Genomic DNA, 16,594 nt, shown 5'->3' with positions numbered 1-16,594 from the left:
CGGAGTATACCAGAAAAGAAATACCTCGTCAAGCCCCCGGAGAAGAAATTTTATGAAACGTTTGCCAGATTGGATGACCGAGATCAAGCAGTTTTTGTCGCTTCAATTCCTCAGCTAAAAAGGGAGCCTTTTCTTCCATAAAAGAAAGAGGTGCTCCTTTTAAATAAGGAATCAACCAGCTTTTCCTTCCATTGATGCAAGTCATATCATTAAGTTTGAGTATTCGAATCGTTCGTTCAACTTTATAGGCTTCTTCTTGAGTAAGCACTTCACCGGGTTTTAATTGTAACGAAGGAAAATGAAGTGTGAACCACCCATCCTGAATAGTAAAGGGATCAAGGATCTCTTCATTCACACCTTTGCGTGAATTGAGAAGACTACAGACCAGGCGATAATTTGACCATCTATAAGCATCTTGTGGATAGAGTTCTTTTGGTTTAAAGTGATCGACAGTAGCGGCTCCGGTATCAGGACAGATCCAATGGCAAGTATAAGCACAAATATGCGAATACGCTTCTCGTAGTTCTGGTATACAAGCTCTCCAGTATGGTTTTAACTTTGAACCTTTTAGATTGGGATGTTGGACCAGGAACTCTTCACCTTTTTTTTGAACCTGTTCATAAAAAGATGCAGGTTCAGGCTGTGGTTTAATCGGCCTCATAGCTCTACCTCCTTTTGCTGGGCAAAATAGAGCCAGAGAGGCCAGAAATCATCATCAGGAGCGAGAACCTGTTGCAACCTCTGCGAAATCTCTGCGACCTGTTCTGTAGAGGCATGGGCATCCAGTTGGACTGCCAGTGCTTTCTCAATTGTCTGTTCGGCAGCAAGTGAACGTGGTTGGGAGAGGCCAAAGATATCAGACATCAGCCATTGATCAACACGACCACGTTTGACGAATATTTCTTCATTGAGTTGAACTGAGCCATCATCTAGATCCAGGCGTAAATGAAAAAGTTTGTCTTGTTCTTCGTCAAATAATGGCTCGACCGAAGCCAGGACGAGAGGTGAATGGGTAGCAATGATCACTTGAATATCAACCTGAGAGGATAGAGATTGAATGACATTTGTGATGGCAGGAACAATGACGCGCTGCCAGAATGGATGAAGATGAGCCTCCATTTCATCAATGAGTAGAACGATACTGCGTTGGGGGCTCTCACGAATAAGATCGGAACTGACAACATGTTCATGCCAGGCCCAGATAAGGAGATAAGCCAGCGCAACAATCCGCTTAATGCCAGCAGAACAGAGGGTAATGGGAACTGCCCCATAAGGAAAAATGAGTGTTGGGATATCCCGCACGTCTCTTTCTTCGTCTGGTATCCGCATAGGCTCTCCTGGCACAAGAGGTGATTGGGGATGAGGCGAAAGTGCTTTAAGAGCTTCCTGAAAAGCCTGGAAGCGTGTCTGATCAATAGCCGCTTGCCAGGTGAGCCAATCATCTATAAGCCCTCTACATCTCACAATCTCTTTGTTGTTGATATTTTCTCGTAGACCATGCCAGACGGCTTTCGTATTGATACGGATAAAAGCCTCTTCAGCATTATTTTTATAATTAGTGTCATCCAGTTTTGCCGGGTCCCAGACAGCGAAGGAACCATCGGCCTGTGAAAACATGGTGAGCCCTGGAAGCACGTTACGTTTTTTAGGCTCATTCCATAATTGAGCTCTCCAATTATAGGTAGCTACCTGCATGTGATCATCTTGGGCATGTCTGGCTATCTGGAATGCAATGTGAGGGTAATCAGCACGTGGGTGGGGAAGAGCGGGATAAGGTGAGGCCCAGGTTCCAGTTAAAGACCACCACGCACATTCCAAAATAAAAGTTTTCCCCAGTGCGTTATCTCCAGTTATAAGATTCAGTCTATCTGCAAGATCGATCTCTAATTCATGAGCAGGTCCAACCTCTACCAACTTTAATTTTTGAAGTTTCGCTCCGCTCTCCTCAACAATGTGCAGAGGATGAAATAATGAAGAAGTATATGCTTCTCTGGTTCTGGATGTGGCTTTCTTTTCGGGAGGGAGCCCTATAATGTCTAAAAGTTGAGCCAGATCAACTGGTTGTTTCTGAAAAGACTTCGTATGAAAGGGAGCAGAGGTAGTATCAAATACCCTTTTTGCATTTTCGGTGATATGGAATTCCATCAGAAGTGTATTGATAATCTCTTGTGGCTGAACATTTTCTTTCCATTCTCTGGTTCGAAAAAGCCAGACTGCTAGATCAAATGCAGGAATGCGGCTGATTTTAAGATGCTCATCCAGAAGGATATTGACATAGTCTTTTTTCCATCCCCATTCGCGGGTCCCTTTAGGATGGATAATAGTATCAGAGAATGTATCTACAGTAACTCGGTGTAGTGAGTTTGCATATTGATAGGTATTCCATCGTTTCCTGGTATTTGATGTTTTGAAGGGTGTATAGAATCCGCCATAACTGGGATCGGGCTTATAATATTTCTGCAAAAAGACATCGACTATCGAGATAAAATTGAGGATAGTAACTTGATTTTCAGGGAGATCAAATTCGCTGAGAGCTAGAAAGACAGTGCCAAAAAAGGGATTCAACTCTGATAGCTTTTTGAGGGATTGATTGATCTGTTGGGTACTAAAAAACACGTAGTTTTCTCCTTCATAAAATCTTTTCCTGTCTTATTGCTATTGTAACATGCGGATTATCCTGTAAAAGCTTTTTAGTAACAAGAACCAGCTTATAGGAAATATGTATCGGGGAGCTTTGTTAAAGATAAGGTGAGGGGGCGTAATGAAGACAAAAAGAAGGGCTTCACCATTGATTCGTGAAGCCCTTCTTTTTGTTAAAATCCAGTCAGTTTCTCGTTTTAGCGAGCAACACGAGCGCGATGGGGATGAGCAGCCTCACCAGCCAGGGCGAAACCGATGACCAATGAGATGACGCCTGCTACCAGGTTCAGGATGATATCGCCAGCATTCATATGGGTCAGGTTCAAGAAGAGTCCATTATCGGTCCCATAGGAGCCAGATGGATAGTAGAGGCTTGGAATCAGGGCCAGCAGACCGATCAGCGTGTAGACGATGCCGACCACCTGATTGTAGCGACGGAAGTACTCACCCCAGAAGGCCACACCCAGTCCAATCAGACCTGTGATCAAAAAGAAAATGTTATGAAATGTATCGCCATCAAAGAGCCCCAGAATGGCCTGTACACCAGTGCTGTTCTCTGGGGGTGTAAGAAAGCCCACAACACCAAGAATAGTGAAGACAATGCCTAAAACAAGAGCCCAGATGCGATTAATTGACCAGCTTTTCATTTGGTATCCCTCCGTAACCTGTATGAGCGGTAAATGCATACTACAACGTGATGATGGTTAAATTTGGCTTTACCGCTACTACCATTACCACTAAAAGATTTACTTGTAATTCCAGATTAATTGTATCTCTGAGATAGACACGGCCTATCATGCAAAGTAGTGACACTATAAACTCATCCATATGGCTTTTTTAATCTTTCTCAGGCTTTATTTCACTTGCTGAGAAATGGTTAAGAAAAAAGTATCTTATTAACATAGGGCCGTAACAGGCCCGGAATGCACGCTTTTTATGAGCCTTAGAAGCTTCAGACCGTAAAAAATTTCTGGACTTTTCGACTGGAATCTGTTACACTGCTTCAAGATAAGTTATGATGTGTGGAAAAGCGTTGATGAGGAGAGTACACGTATCGAGAACGTGCAGAGAGAGAGGGCCATCGACTGGAAGCCCTTTTACGTCATGGTACGTCGAAGTTCACCTCAGAGCTGGCTGTTGAAGATGTGACGCATAGTTATGATGGTATTCAATGGTTCAGTGGGATACTGCATAATTAAGCTTTTGATAAAGTAGACAGCCCCGGTGGTCCCCGTTAAAAGACAGACCGAGTGGAATATTGCTTTCTCGCTCAACACGTGGCCGAGCAAAAGTTGATATTCAATACGGGTGGTACCACGGAGCTTGCTATGCCGACAACTTCGTCCCTGTTGACGAGTGTCGGTTTTTTGTTGTTTTCGGAGGGATGAAATGATCGGACAATTAGAGCAATTGTTGGGCCAGCTCGACGAACTGCGCGAGCGGGCTATCGCTGAATTGGGGCCCATTACGCTCCTGAGCGATCTGGATGAATGGGATATTCGCTATCTGGGCCGCAATAAAGGTGAGCTGAAAAATCTTTCGGCTATCATGCCTAAACTCTCTAAAGAAGAGCGGCCTGTCGTTGGACAAAGAATCAATGCTGTGAAATCTGAATTGGAGCGTCAACTTTCAGCCAAACGGGAGAATCTCAAGCAGCAGGAGATGATTGCAGCTTTAGAGCAAGAGCGCATCGATGTCACGTTGCCTGGGCGAGCCTTGCCTGTGGGGCATATGCACCCTATCTCGCGTACCATTCGCGAGGTGACGCAGATCTTTGAGCGCATGGGGTTCAGCGTTGTGCAGGGGCGAGAGGTTGAGACAGACTACTATAACTTCCAGGCACTTAACGTTCCAGCCGATCATCCAGCCCGCGATATGCAGGATACCTTCTGGGTGAATCCGGGCCAGATCCTGTTGCGTACCCATACCTCGCCGATGCAGGTACGGACCATGAAAGAGACTGAGCCGCCTGTTCGCGTGGTTGTCCCCGGTAAGGTTTATCGCAATGAGGCTGTTGACGCGACCCATGAAGCGATGTTTCATCAGATTGAGGGCCTGCTCGTTGATGAATACTGTACGATGGCCGACCTGAAAGGCTGCCTGGAGCGTTTTGCACAGGAGCTCTTCGGAATTGATACAAAGATCCGTTTCCGTGGGAGCTACTTTCCTTTCACTGAGCCAAGCGCTGAGGTCGATGTAACCTGTTCTTCCTGCCACGGCGAGGGGTGTCGTGTCTGCAAATACAGTGGCTGGCTGGAAGTTCTGGGAGCTGGCATGGTTCATCCGAAGCTATTGCGCGAAGTGGGCTATGACCCCACAAAATATCGCGGCTTTGCTTTTGGTATGGGCGTTGAGCGCATTGCCATGTTGAAGTATGGCCTGGGAGAGATTCGGCTCTTCTCTGGCAATGATCTGCGCTTCTTGCGCCAATTCTAGGCTCGGCGGTAGAGCGAACAGTAGAAGGAGAATGCATTAATGCGAGTTCCATTAAGTTGGCTAAAGGATTATGTTGACATTACAATGTCGCCAGAAGAGCTGGCGCAGACGTTAACGATGGCCGGTCTAGAGGTTGAAGCGGTCGAATATATTGGTAAAGAGTGGGGCGATAAGATCATCAGTGCTCAGATTATCCATCTGGAGAAGGTGGAGAGCTCTGATCATCTAAATTATACAAAGGTAAATACAGGGAGCGAGGTTCTCAACGTCATCTGTGGTGCTCCCAATATTCAGTTGGGTGATAAAGTGCCCCTGGCCTTACCGGGTGCGCAGTTTGGCGATTTCCAGATTACCGAGACCAAAAAAATGGGCTATGTCTCGCAAGGGATGCTCTGTTCCCCTCGTGAGCTTGGTATGGGCAATGATCATTCAGGGATCTATATTCTCGATCCTGACACAGAACTGGGCCTGAAAGTGGTTGATCTGCTAGGTGAGGTTGTGCTTGATTTCGCAATTAAAGCTCATCGTGGCGATCTCTCATCGATTATTGGCATTGCGCGTGAAGTCTCGGCTCTGACTGGTCAACCTCTGCGCCTGCCAAAGCCCGTGTTCCAGGAGCAGGGAGCTCCTACCAACCAGCTGGTGCAGGTAAGCGTAGAAGATACTGAGCTTTGTCCTCGCTATACGGCCCGCGTGATTAGCAATGTAAAATTGGGGTCTTCGCCAGGCTGGATGGGGCGTCGCTTGTTGGCTGCTGGTATGCGTCCAATTAATATCATTGTGGATATCACCAATTATGTCATGCTTGAGCAGGGGCAGCCTCTGCATGGCTTTGATTATAATCTGGTCCCAGAGCATCATATTATCGTTCGCCGCGCTCATGAAGGTGAGATCCTGACAACACTGGATGATGTGAAGCGGAAATTGACTCCTGACATGCTTTTGATTGCAGATCCCACAGGACCAACCGCCATTGCGGGTGTTATGGGTGGAGCGAAAAGTGAGGTCAGTGAGAAGACCACCACGGTTTTGCTGGAGGCAGCAAACTTCAAAGGTGGGAATGTGCGACGAACCTCCACGATACTGGGATTACGTACGGATGCCTCAAGCCGCTACGAAAAAGGGCTTGATCCAGAACTGGTCGTGAGCGGGGCTGATCGTGCTGCACAGTTGATGGTCGAGCTGGCCGGGGGAACGGTGCATCCAGGTCGAGTTGATCACTATCCACAGCCTGTCCAGACTCAGATCATCCCTTTCTCGGCTGCTGAAGTTGAATGGCTCACATCAATGAAAGTTTCTGAGCAAGAGATTGTGACAGCGTTAAGCTCATTAGGCTTTGAAGTAACAACCGCTGGACCGTCTTTGCAGGTGAGCGTGCCAACCTATCGCGCAGATATTCAAGAGGGGGCTGATCTGGTTGAAGAGGTGATCCGTATCCTTGGCTATGATCGCATTCCGAGCTCGATCCCCAGTGGTCCACTCCCAAAGCTGAAGCTAGATCCCTGGTTCGAACGTGAACAATTCGTGCGTACCACACTCATGGGGGCGGGTCTGAATGAGATCATAACGTATGCCCTGACGAGCAGAGCACGTATGGCTGCTATCCTGGCGTACCCTGGTGCCGAAACAGCACAGGCGCTCTTGCGCTCTTACGCTGAGACCGAGAGCATTGTACCTGTTCAACGTACCGAACCCTTTGATGCTCGCTCTCTTCCAGCCGTCGTGCTGGCCAATTCTTTGAGCAGTGAGATGGAGGTTTTACGCCTGACCCTGCTTAGCAATCTATTAGAAACCTTACAGCAGAACAGCAAGCGTAACAAAGCAGGATTGCGTTTCTTTGAGATTGGCCGTCGTTATCTGCCAGCAGCAGATCCTGCTCAGCTACCTGATGAGCGGCGTTCGATTGGAATGGCGCTCAGTGGGCCAGCTGAGATCTCCTGGTCCGGAGAACTGTCACGGTCTGCTGATTTCTATGACCTGAAAGGGGCCGTTGAGTCGTTGCTGGCCAGCTTGCATATTGGGAGCTATCGTTTCAGGGCCAGTGAGCATCCAACCTTCCATCCAGGTCGTTGCGCTGAAGTTGAAGTGGCGTTTATAGGCGCGTCGGGCAAGAGTGAGTATCACTCTATTGGTGTTTTAGGTGAGGTCCATCCTCTTGTACAGCAGCGCTACGATCTCGTAGAGCGGACCTATCTGGCAGAGCTGGACCTGGAGCGGCTGTATGCAGCAGTGCCTGAGCATATACTATACACCCCCATTTCTCGTCAGCAGGGATTAACAAGAGATCTGGCACTCGTCGTTGAGCAGTCTGTTCCAGCAGAAGCTATTCAAGCAGCCATTCGTCAGAACGGAGGCGAGCTTCTTCAAACAGTTATGCTCTTCGATGTCTACACAGGAGAGCCAATTCCAGCGGGGAAAAAGAATCTTACCTACTCATTAACCTATCAAGCCGCTGATCGAACTTTAAAAGATACTGAAGCAAACACAGTACAGGAGCAGATCATCCGAGCATTGAACGAAGAATTTGGAGCAGTACTAAGGTAAGTAGTAGGAGCGAGATCGAAGAGAGGGTGTGAACTGAGACGCCCTCTCTTTTTAGTCCAGAAGAAATTGGTCACGGAACTGTGACCAATTTCTGTATCCAACGTTTTATCAGTGAGGCTCTTCTTTCTTCAATTCTTGTAACCTGGAGCATCGTATAAGTTCTATTTATCTATTTGTGTGGCCTGGAAGAGAGACAGAAAAACCGGGGTTGGTCAGGGAATACTATATTTGAGCGCTTGAATACTATTTTCAGAAGAGATGGACAAGATGAATATATGTATGCGTTGTGGGAAGTCATGTACCAATGCTTCTCGTCTATGTGATGCGTGTAATACCGCTCTCGGGCAGCTCAAAGAATCGGCTGCTGTGAAATCACAATCCTCCCTATCTGGAGCGTCAACAGAGCAAGAGGCGTTCCCACAAGACGGTGTATTATTTTCATCTGCTCTTCAAGCATCAGCGACTCAACCCATGGAACAGGCATCTGTCTCTACAGAAAACGGTCAGGAAGACGGAAGTAGAGAAAAAGGGATCTGGACTCATTCTACCGAACAGACAGTGTTACGTTTAAACAACGCAGCACGTCGTATCTCTGAAGAAGAGCCAAAATTAACCCCATCCCTTAGAGCTTCGCGGCTCTCGCGCCTTCTTGATATTTCGGCTGAGATCCAGCGTGATAGCACCCCTTTGCCGCCCGGGGTCTATGTTCCAGAGCCAGAGCGGGCTCCTTCTTTTGATAGTAAAGTGAGAGAGCTGTGGCCCTGGTTACAAGAACCAGAGATTGAGGAGGGAGATGATTGGGATGAGCAGAATGATCCTCTCCAGGCCCGTATGTTCCCCTCTAATCCTGAGTTTAAGCAGATTGATACTGACATGCGGCGTGTGGCAGAGGCAACCACACTGTATACGCGCTCAGCAGGGTATCGCTATTCCCGGTTACGAAAAATTTTTATTGGCCTGGCAGTGCTTGCGTTGGTAGCGCTTCTTATTGACACCTTGCTTTTATCGGTTGCATTTACACAGAAGCATGGCCAGACAACGCGCACGAGCTTCTCGCCATCATTAAACCTTTCCCAGAGCAGTGCTAAATTTGGTTCTCTGGTAACAGTTCATCTCCGCAATTTTTCATCTTCAACGCAAGTATTTTTGACGAGAGATATTGAAGAGCAGATAGCAGCTAAGCCTGGAAATCCCATCCAGGTCAATGCAGATGGATCTGCCGACGCCAATCTTGTCATTGATGGTAGTTGGGACCCTGGTTCCCATACGTTGCAGGCAGAAGATATTCGCTCGCGCTACACAGCCAATGCAACCTTGCGTGTAGATTCTGGCCCGACGCGTCCAGCACATTTTGATCTTGATACTACTTCCCTGGATTTCGGGACAGACACACAGGATGCGAATACCACAAAGTACCTCAACTTGAAAAATGATGGTGAGGGCTCGATTACATGGTCGGCCAGTTGCGATCAGCCATGGCTACAATTGACCCCAAGTCAGGGGAAATTTAGTAGTACACAGAAAATCACAGTGGCGGCTCAGCGTAGCAATCTTTCCCCAGCGGATTATACGGGGACAATCACAATAACAACAAATGTTGGGATGATACAGCATATTCCAGTGAAGATGACTGTGGCACCCTTACCAACTGATGCTGGCCCTGTCCTGGCGATTACTCCAGCCGTTTTGACGTTTACAGCAGTAGATGGGTATACAGACCCTGATGATCAATTTGTACAGATTAGTAATCCAGGTAGCCAGCCTCTCTATTGGACGATTGGAGGGACAGTTGCCACCTCTTCGGGGAATGGAGGTTTCGTCGCCACGCCTGATCCAGATAAAAATTGGTTGAGTGCGCAGCAGACTTCAGGGATCATCACGCCCAGTTCAACCAGTATAGTGAGGATAAAAGCTCATAGTCAGCATCTATTGCCAGGTACATACCTGAGCAATCTGATCTTTTCGACGAGCGAAGGTCATTCTGCTCTCAATAGTCCACAGATAGTCAGCGTCTCGCTTACCGTTCAGCGTCTCTGTGGTCTAAGCCTCAATACAGGAAGTTTGACCTTCAATGCCGTCTCTGGCTTGCAAAATCCTGTTGGTCAATCTTTAACCTTTACCGCAAATTCAAGTTGTCTGAACTATCCAACAATCTCATGGTCTGCAACTTCTTCGTCCAGCTGGCTCTCATTGACTGCAAAAAGCGGGCAGTTACGTGGCGTTACGAGTGCAGTCACGACAGTGAATGTCAATCAGGCTGGTTTAGCCCCAGGAACCTATACCGCGAATATTGTGATTGCATTACCACAAAGTACCCAATCGGTCACCGTCACCTTAACGGTACAGGCACCACCACCACCGAGCGCTCCGATACTGGGGGCTTCGCCATTGAGTCTGAATTTTAGTGCGACGCCAGCGCAGCCAACTCCGCCTGGTCAGACCGTGATCATCACCAATCCAGGGAATAGTCAGCTGCTGTGGTCGGTCTCTATTCCAGCATCAATGAGCTCATGGTTAAGTGCTACCCCGGCCAGTGGCTCGCTTGCACCTGCGCAGACAGGTCAGGTGACAATTACAGTCAGTGCCAGCGCTCTGACAACAGGTACGTATGCGGGTCAGGTGCAACTCATAGGCGTTGATAAAAATGGGGTAGCAGCAAGTGGAAGTCCCCAGACCGTTGGAGTCAATTTCTCTGTGCAGCCTCCGTGTACCCTGTCACCCCCACCTTCGAGCTCTGTGATCTTTACAGCGACTCAAGGCATGGCTGATCCTTCTCCACAAACGCAGGTGATTACTGCATCTGGGAGCTGTAACTGGCCGGTTGGCTTGAATGTGTCTATTACCCCAGCCGCCAGCTGGTTAAAGACCAGCGCCCCTGCCTTAACGCTGGGTTCAAGTATTCAGACGGTGAGCTTAACTGTCACCCCAAGCATTGCTGGCCTTGTGCCAGGAATCTATACTGCGCAGATCGCGTTGACTGCAACTGATTCAGCCAGTCTTGCCTTGCAAGGGAGCCCACAATCTTTTCAAGTGACGTTGAATGTACAACAACCCTGTACACTACAAGCGCTACCCAGTTCATTAGCTTTTACCGCTCTGGCTGGTCAATCTGCAAGCGCTCAGACCATAAATCTCAATGAAGTTGGCAATTGTTCTCGTCCCGTTAGCTGGTCGGTTGCAGGAGATGCAGGAAGCAGTAAATGGTTAAATCTATCGCCTCTAACTGGCACAGATGCAGGAACGGGAGGGACCGTCTCTGTGAGCGCGAATGCTTCTCAATTGACGCCAGGCTCCTATACTGGTACCTTGACGGTGATGCTTGCTGGTAGTGGTGGAGCAAGCGTGGTGGGAAGTCCAACCACCATTACGGTCACCTTTACAGTAACAGGCACCCTTGTCAGTGGGACGGTGCTGGCCTGCCCTGTTTCGGTTTGTGACACGCGTACCCTTGCCGGAGCCAAAGTGACCCTCCTTGATACCCTGGGAAATACGGTTGCTTCTGCTACGACTGATGCAAGTGGAAAATTCAGCCTGCCCATTTATCTTCCGAGCGTCACGGGTTACACGCTTAAGGCCACTGGCACCGATAGTAATAATGTGACCTATAGCGGTTCTGTACTGGTAACGACAGACGGAAAAACACCCTTATCGCTAACGGTGAATGCCAGTTCTTAGTGTGCAACGTTCTCTGGTGCATATCTGCTTTTGAGAACCTCCTCTCCTGTGCGTTTAATCTAATACAAAGCACACAGTTCTTGAGCGATCGTATCAATCATGCGTGCTCTATAAGATAAGCCACAGTCATGAGAGGAGGAGAGGGGAAAATGACCTGGAACCGGGTCAGCCTTCCCTCAAGAGCGTTATACAATGGAGACAAAGCGTTGCGCTATCTGTCAGAAGGAGTTGAGAGCGGGCTCACAACGTTGTTCGAGGTGTGGTCAACCTGTAAGGCCGCTACGTCGAGTTAACCAAAAGGCTCAGTCATCTTCAGTTCATCTTGCCTCACCTCATCGAGCTGGTCATTATGTTGGCCTGCACCCTGAAGATCAGCCTTATCATTCGAGCAAAATTCATGTTCAACGTACAACACGCGACGAACTTGACCATCAGTCATGGCCTTTGCCAGAACCAGATGCGATTCTCTTTCCCGCAACGGATGAAGCCTTAGCATTGAAGGCACACAGACTCCAGCGCCACACCAAAGAAATTACACCTGCTCAAGAGATTGTGGCACCAGAGCCAATCCGGGCCTATCGACTGCCACGTCCGCTCCTATCACTCAAGACTATCTCCCTCTTATTGTCGCTCTCTTGCATCTTCTTTCTTCTTGCCAGTAGCTTGATTGCATTTGCGTTGATTGGGCATCATCCATTTAATGCCATTGCTTCAAAGCCGCAGGTGACCGTGACCTCAGTTGCCACCCATGTTGGTCAGCCAGCTTCGACGACTGAAGGACCGGCTGTAATCTTGCTTTTTCCCAGCGAGCTACAGCTCATGGCCAGAAAGGGAGAGAACCCCCATCCAACGCAGATCTTTATAACGAATACTGGTGGGCATACATTGAACTGGACGCTTGGACAGAATTCAGATGTAAACGCCCCTCTCTTAAGCGTTAATACAGCCAGTGGAAGCTTGCAGCCGGGAGAAAAGGCCACACTTCTTGTGAGTTGCGTTAGCGACAAGCTTGCTCCTGGGAGTTATCATACAGAGCTCGTCGTAAGTGATAACTCGAACGAGGCAGCGCCTGCTCCACAAATGCTCCCGGTCACACTCTGGGTTGAAGAAAGCCAGTAATCGCCAATCTTTGACCTTTTTTTGAAGGGATGTGAGTATCAGAACCATTGGATAGAGCAATGGGTTCTCCCAAAAGAGCACGCTTTGGAGTTTGATTGATGCCTTAGCCCTTCTATGCTATACTCTGACTGGGCATAAACAAAGATATGCTAGCAATCTGGTAGAATTGATCTCGGAGGATAGAGTCATGCCAACTATCACATATGTGCGTGAAAAAGTACGGGTTGAGGTGCCCGAGGGTGATACCGTCCGTTATCCAGCGCTGGAGAATGACGTTCCAGTCTACTGTGGTCTCTGGAAATACGCAAATTGCCACGGCAACGGTCTCTGTGGAACCGACCGGGTGGCGGTCTCTCCATCAACAAACACCAATTCCCTCTCATTTATGGAAAAATTTTGGCTGCGTAGCGACCTGAAGAAGAATCCTAATATGCGTCTGGCCTGCCAGGTTCAAGTATTTGGTGATGTATCGGTAGAAACACAGGGTTAATTGGTTTATTGATTCGCAGGCAAAAAAATCCTCAGCACAACGCCCTTATCTCTGTTCTAAGAGAAGAAGCGAGGCTGAGGATCTTTTTTTATGCGCTACAGCCGCTCTAAACTATGTGAGCATTTAGCGCACCACAAAGTAGAGCCTTTTGGCTAATTGGTCGTTCCAGTAGATCTCTACCATACCTTCAGCTGGCTGTTTATAGAGCATCGTATTGCTAAGCTCGTTATTAGCATTTGCTTTGACAGCCTGCTGTTGTGTGATAAAGAACTGGTTGTTGGTATACCATTTGCTATAGACGATGCCATCTTTATCGGGTGCCTGTACGCTGTACGATAGATAGAACGGCGTATTGGTTGTAAAGATAACCTGGCGCTCCAGGGGCATCAGCGTTTTATTATCGATACGCGAAGCTGTCGTTGCCGATGGGATGATATCGGCAGCCGGCCCCGTATCAATTTTGTTCGGAGGATCGGGAAGATTTGGGATGGGTGTAGGAGCGAGATTATTTGGAGTTGAGCCAGTTATTTGTCGATAAATCGTGCCTGCTCCGTGTGTTTTGGCGAAATAGCCCACCCCTGTACAGAGGAGAAGCGTTACAATAATGATGCTCAACAGACCACTAATGGCTCGATAGCGAGGGATAATGGGGCGAGGCTGGGTAAACATCGGAGGAACATAGGTTTTTTCTGCTCCTTCGGCTGGCTGAACCAGATGTGCGATATGGTGTTCAGGCACTAACTGAAGTGAGAGAGTTGGACGGCGTCCATCTTGTTCGAGCCCAGGTTGATTATATAAAGCTGGCAACAGAGCATTAGACGTGGCAGGAGGACCATCCTGGAAAGCTTGTTGCTGTGTTCCATATGAGCCATGATCGGCTGAGCTATCGCTCTGCTGCCAGGAAGGAAGTGGTCCTAATTGCTGCCACGAGGGCACTGAATTCGTCAGAGAGCCAGTCTGGGGGTTTCCACTTGCAGGCGCAGCAGAGAAATTGCTCTGTTGCCAGTTGCTGGAACTGCCCCATTGGTTTCCTGTTGACCCTACAACACCACTTGTCTGATTGTTGATTGGCCAATTGCCAGCTGAGCCCCATTGATTGGGTGGAGACTGCCAATTTGTCTGTGATCCGGTTGGCGGCCAGGATGGAGCAGATTGGTCGAAAGAGAGCTGCGGAGCCTGAGCACTCCACTGCGTATTAGAGCCTGTGCCAGTCGGGTTCCAGGGATTAGCCTGTACGTTGCCCGCAGGCCCGCTGGGGGCTCTTCCTACAAAAGGCGAAGGAGCTCCGCAGTTAGGGCATGGGGCATCATTTTCTATGCGGGCTGCATGACAATAGGTACAGAACATCTTTAATGCCTACCTTAATACTACATTCATTATACTATGTTTACCCTAGTACAGTATCATCATTCTCGCTATTTAATCAAGTTTGGATGCTTACTTTAGGGAAAAAGGGCTATCAAGATTATGGCGCTCTGTCGTTCATTATTTTTCCAGGGCATAGAGTAAGTTGTTTCTTTTTGTAGAATAGTGTATCTTGTGACGGCTTTCTCGCTTGAATGGTGAAGACTGAGATGATAGTATGAGAAGAGTATGCCTGGATAGAGGGCTTCTAGCCATATTGCAGGTTACATCAATGAGTGTCTGTAGAGGTGAGAGAAAGGTGGTTATGACCGAGTCACAACAGCAATGGTACAACCGGCAAGCTATTGAGCGTCTGGCGCAGCATATTCCGTTTGAGCAGGATAAATCTGTCAAGGCTGAACTGATTGAGATGTTGCGTGGACTGGTTATTCATAATGGACGTGATATCGATCCCGAACATTTTGGTTTTGAGGCAAGAACTGAGCTGATCCGCCTCGGGCTCTGGCATCGTATAGGAAAGTAGGCTCGCGTAAGGGCGAGAACGATGATCAGCCAGGGGCAGCATTTACGACGTTTCGCCGTTTTTCTATCTAATCATGGGTGAAATTACCTGATGCACCGATAGATAAAATGATAGCGCCTGTAAAAAAATGGAAGAAAAAAGTGAGCCTTCTTCTCTGTAGTTATGCTATTATTAGAGTATGAATTGGATCGTGGATATCGTGGACGTCGAGGCCCCTTGAACTGACAGAGGAGAGCCTGAGCTATCGATATCTGTCTTGTTTCACCCAGTGCGATATGCTGTCTGTACAGATACCAGCGCCACTTTTCAGCCAGAGGAAAGGCTATTCAGGATGTCTTTAAAAGATACATTACTCTCTCTTGCCGACAACCCCAAAATGCGAGAATTTGTTGTTCAAAATAAACTGACCCGCGGCGTATCACGTCGTTTTGTGGCAGGTGAGGTTCTAGACGACGCCATTCAGGCAACGCGGATGATGAATAAAAAGAGTATTCAGACTGCACTGGATCTGCTAGGCGAGAACGTAAGCAGCGAGGCGGAAGCTCGTGCCTCGACTCAGGATTATATTAATGCTATCCAGCTCATTCATAAGACTGGTATTGATGCCAATATCTCCATCAAATTGACGGCTCTGGGGTTAGATATCTCGCGCGAGCTTTGTTTGGAGCAGCTCTTCCAGATTTTGGAGCAGGCTAAGCAAGCCAATATTTTTGTCTGTATCGACATGGAAGGTTCAGCCTATACAGCGCAGACGATTGAGATTGCACTTGCGGCAAAGGAGCGTTTCGAACAGGTTGGGACCGTGGTGCAATCGTATCTTTACCGTACCCAGAGCGATCTGGAGAAGCTTATTGAGCAGAAGGTGCGCGTGCGTCTGGTAAAAGGAGCTTATAAAGAGCCCGAGAATGTAGCTTTCCAGCAGAAGAGCTCAGTAGATCAGAACTATCTTACATTGATGAAAATGCTGCTAGCGCGAGGAAATTTTCCTGCGATTGCCACGCATGATGAAGTGATCATTGATGCGGCCTGTGCCTATGTGCGAGATCATGGCATTAGCAAGACCTCATTTGAGTTTCAGATGTTGTATGGTATTCGCCGCGACTTGCAGGAGAAATTAGTTCAGCAAGGCTATAATGTGCGCGTCTACGTCCCCTATGGGTCGCAATGGTACCCCTATTTGATGCGGCGTATGGCTGAGCGTCCAGCAAATCTGATCTTTGTCGTCAGTAATATGTGGCGCTAGGCGCTCGTTTTAGGAGATAGAAAAAGGAGATGCGTTATGCCGATTTTTCCCTATAAGGGCATCTGGCCAAAGATTGCTGAGAATGTCTTTATCGCTCCTGGTGCGATGGTTATAGGCAATGTGACGTTGCATGAAGGTGTGAGCGTCTGGTATAACGCAGTTCTACGGGCGGACAGTGCTCCGATTGTGGTGGGACAGAAAAGCAATATCCAGGATAACTGTACACTGCATGTGGATGATGATGCTCCACTTACCATTGGCGAATGGTGTACTATTGGCCATAATGCTGTTGTACACGGAGCCACGCTCGGAGACTATGTCCTGATTGGGATGAACGCAACAGTGCTCTCTCATGCTCAGATTGGCTCCTACGCTGTGATTGGAGCAGGAGCACTTGTCGCTGAGCATAAACAGGTTCCTGAATGCATGCTTGCATTGGGTTCTCCTGCCAGACCCTTGCGTCACCTGTCTGAAGATGATCGCAATAATCTAGCAAAAAGCGCAATGCATTATTTTGAACTGGCGAGCGAATATCGCTTCCAGACCGAGCAAGAGTAGC

Annotated in this window: 12 protein-coding genes and 1 other annotated feature; of the genes, 8 read left to right on the top strand and 4 right to left on the bottom strand. The window is 48.1% G+C overall.

Annotated features, from left to right (window positions below; all coding sequences use genetic code 11):
• Positions 1–28 precede the first annotated feature (28 nt).
• From EL628_RS20700 to EL628_RS20690, 3 genes are all read right to left on the bottom strand, one after another.
• Positions 29–661 (bottom strand): HNH endonuclease family protein, encoded by a 633-nt coding sequence (locus EL628_RS20700; protein ID WP_126581757.1) that lies wholly within the window; start codon positions 659–661, stop codon positions 29–31.
• The gene (locus EL628_RS20695) at positions 658–2,616 is read right to left on the bottom strand and encodes an AAA family ATPase (RefSeq protein WP_126581756.1); all 1,959 of its coding nucleotides are present in this window, start codon (positions 2,614–2,616) and stop codon (positions 658–660) included. Before EL628_RS20695 ends, EL628_RS20700 begins: the two co-directional genes overlap by 4 nt.
• Positions 2,617–2,837: 221 nt before the next feature.
• Positions 2,838–3,287 (bottom strand): DUF4383 domain-containing protein, encoded by a 450-nt coding sequence (locus tag EL628_RS20690; protein ID WP_161975633.1) that lies wholly within the window; start codon positions 3,285–3,287, stop codon positions 2,838–2,840.
• A 377-nt stretch (positions 3,288–3,664) separates the two neighbouring features.
• Positions 3,665–3,991 (top strand) — a binding site (T-box leader).
• A gap of 38 nt (positions 3,992–4,029) precedes the next feature.
• On the opposite strand from EL628_RS20690, the gene pheS reads away from it, so the two are divergent.
• From pheS to EL628_RS20665, 5 genes are all read left to right on the top strand, one after another.
• A complete protein-coding gene (pheS, locus tag EL628_RS20685) occupies positions 4,030–5,076 on the top strand; it encodes a phenylalanine--tRNA ligase subunit alpha (RefSeq protein ID WP_126581754.1) in 1,047 nt (348 codons plus the stop codon).
• 39 nt (positions 5,077–5,115) lie between these two features.
• Entirely contained in the window at positions 5,116–7,620 is a 2,505-nt protein-coding gene (gene pheT / locus EL628_RS20680) for a phenylalanine--tRNA ligase subunit beta (protein ID WP_126581753.1), read from the top strand.
• A gap of 366 nt (positions 7,621–7,986) precedes the next feature.
• Positions 7,987–11,295, top strand: coding sequence for a BACON domain-containing protein (locus EL628_RS20675; RefSeq protein WP_161975632.1), 3,309 nt, complete (start codon positions 7,987–7,989; stop codon positions 11,293–11,295).
• Positions 11,296–11,487: 192 nt separating this feature from the next.
• Positions 11,488–12,414, top strand: a complete 927-nt coding sequence (locus EL628_RS20670) for a hypothetical protein (protein WP_126581751.1) — start codon at positions 11,488–11,490, stop codon at positions 12,412–12,414.
• 187 nt (positions 12,415–12,601) lie between these two features.
• Positions 12,602–12,904, top strand: a complete 303-nt coding sequence (locus EL628_RS20665) for a 2Fe-2S iron-sulfur cluster-binding protein (RefSeq protein ID WP_126581750.1) — start codon at positions 12,602–12,604, stop codon at positions 12,902–12,904.
• A gap of 123 nt (positions 12,905–13,027) precedes the next feature.
• Here the strand turns inward: EL628_RS20665 and EL628_RS20660 are convergent, their stop codons facing one another.
• On the bottom strand, positions 13,028–14,251 hold the full coding sequence (locus tag EL628_RS20660) for a zinc ribbon domain-containing protein (RefSeq protein WP_126581749.1): 1,224 nt from the start codon (positions 14,249–14,251) through the stop codon (positions 13,028–13,030).
• Positions 14,252–14,573: 322 nt separating this feature from the next.
• Here EL628_RS20660 and EL628_RS20655 point away from each other — a divergent pair, with 322 nt between their 5' ends.
• From EL628_RS20655 to EL628_RS20645, 3 genes are all read left to right on the top strand, one after another.
• Complete coding sequence (locus tag EL628_RS20655; RefSeq protein ID WP_126581748.1) at positions 14,574–14,792, top strand: gamma-glutamyl-gamma-aminobutyrate hydrolase family protein; 219 nt, start codon at positions 14,574–14,576, stop codon at positions 14,790–14,792.
• Between the two features lie 331 nt (positions 14,793–15,123).
• Complete coding sequence (locus EL628_RS20650; protein ID WP_126581747.1) at positions 15,124–16,035, top strand: proline dehydrogenase family protein; 912 nt, start codon at positions 15,124–15,126, stop codon at positions 16,033–16,035.
• Positions 16,036–16,071: 36 nt separating this feature from the next.
• Positions 16,072–16,593: a gamma carbonic anhydrase family protein gene (locus tag EL628_RS20645; RefSeq protein ID WP_126581746.1), complete on the top strand. Its 522-nt coding sequence runs from the start codon at positions 16,072–16,074 to the stop codon at positions 16,591–16,593.
• The last annotated feature ends 1 nt before the right edge of the window (position 16,594 follow it).

It is taken from the genome of Tengunoibacter tsumagoiensis, from assembly GCF_003967535.1.
Classification (GTDB): domain Bacteria; phylum Chloroflexota; class Ktedonobacteria; order Ktedonobacterales; family Ktedonobacteraceae; genus Tengunoibacter; species Tengunoibacter tsumagoiensis.
This window is presented reverse-complemented; position numbering and strand designations above follow the sequence as displayed.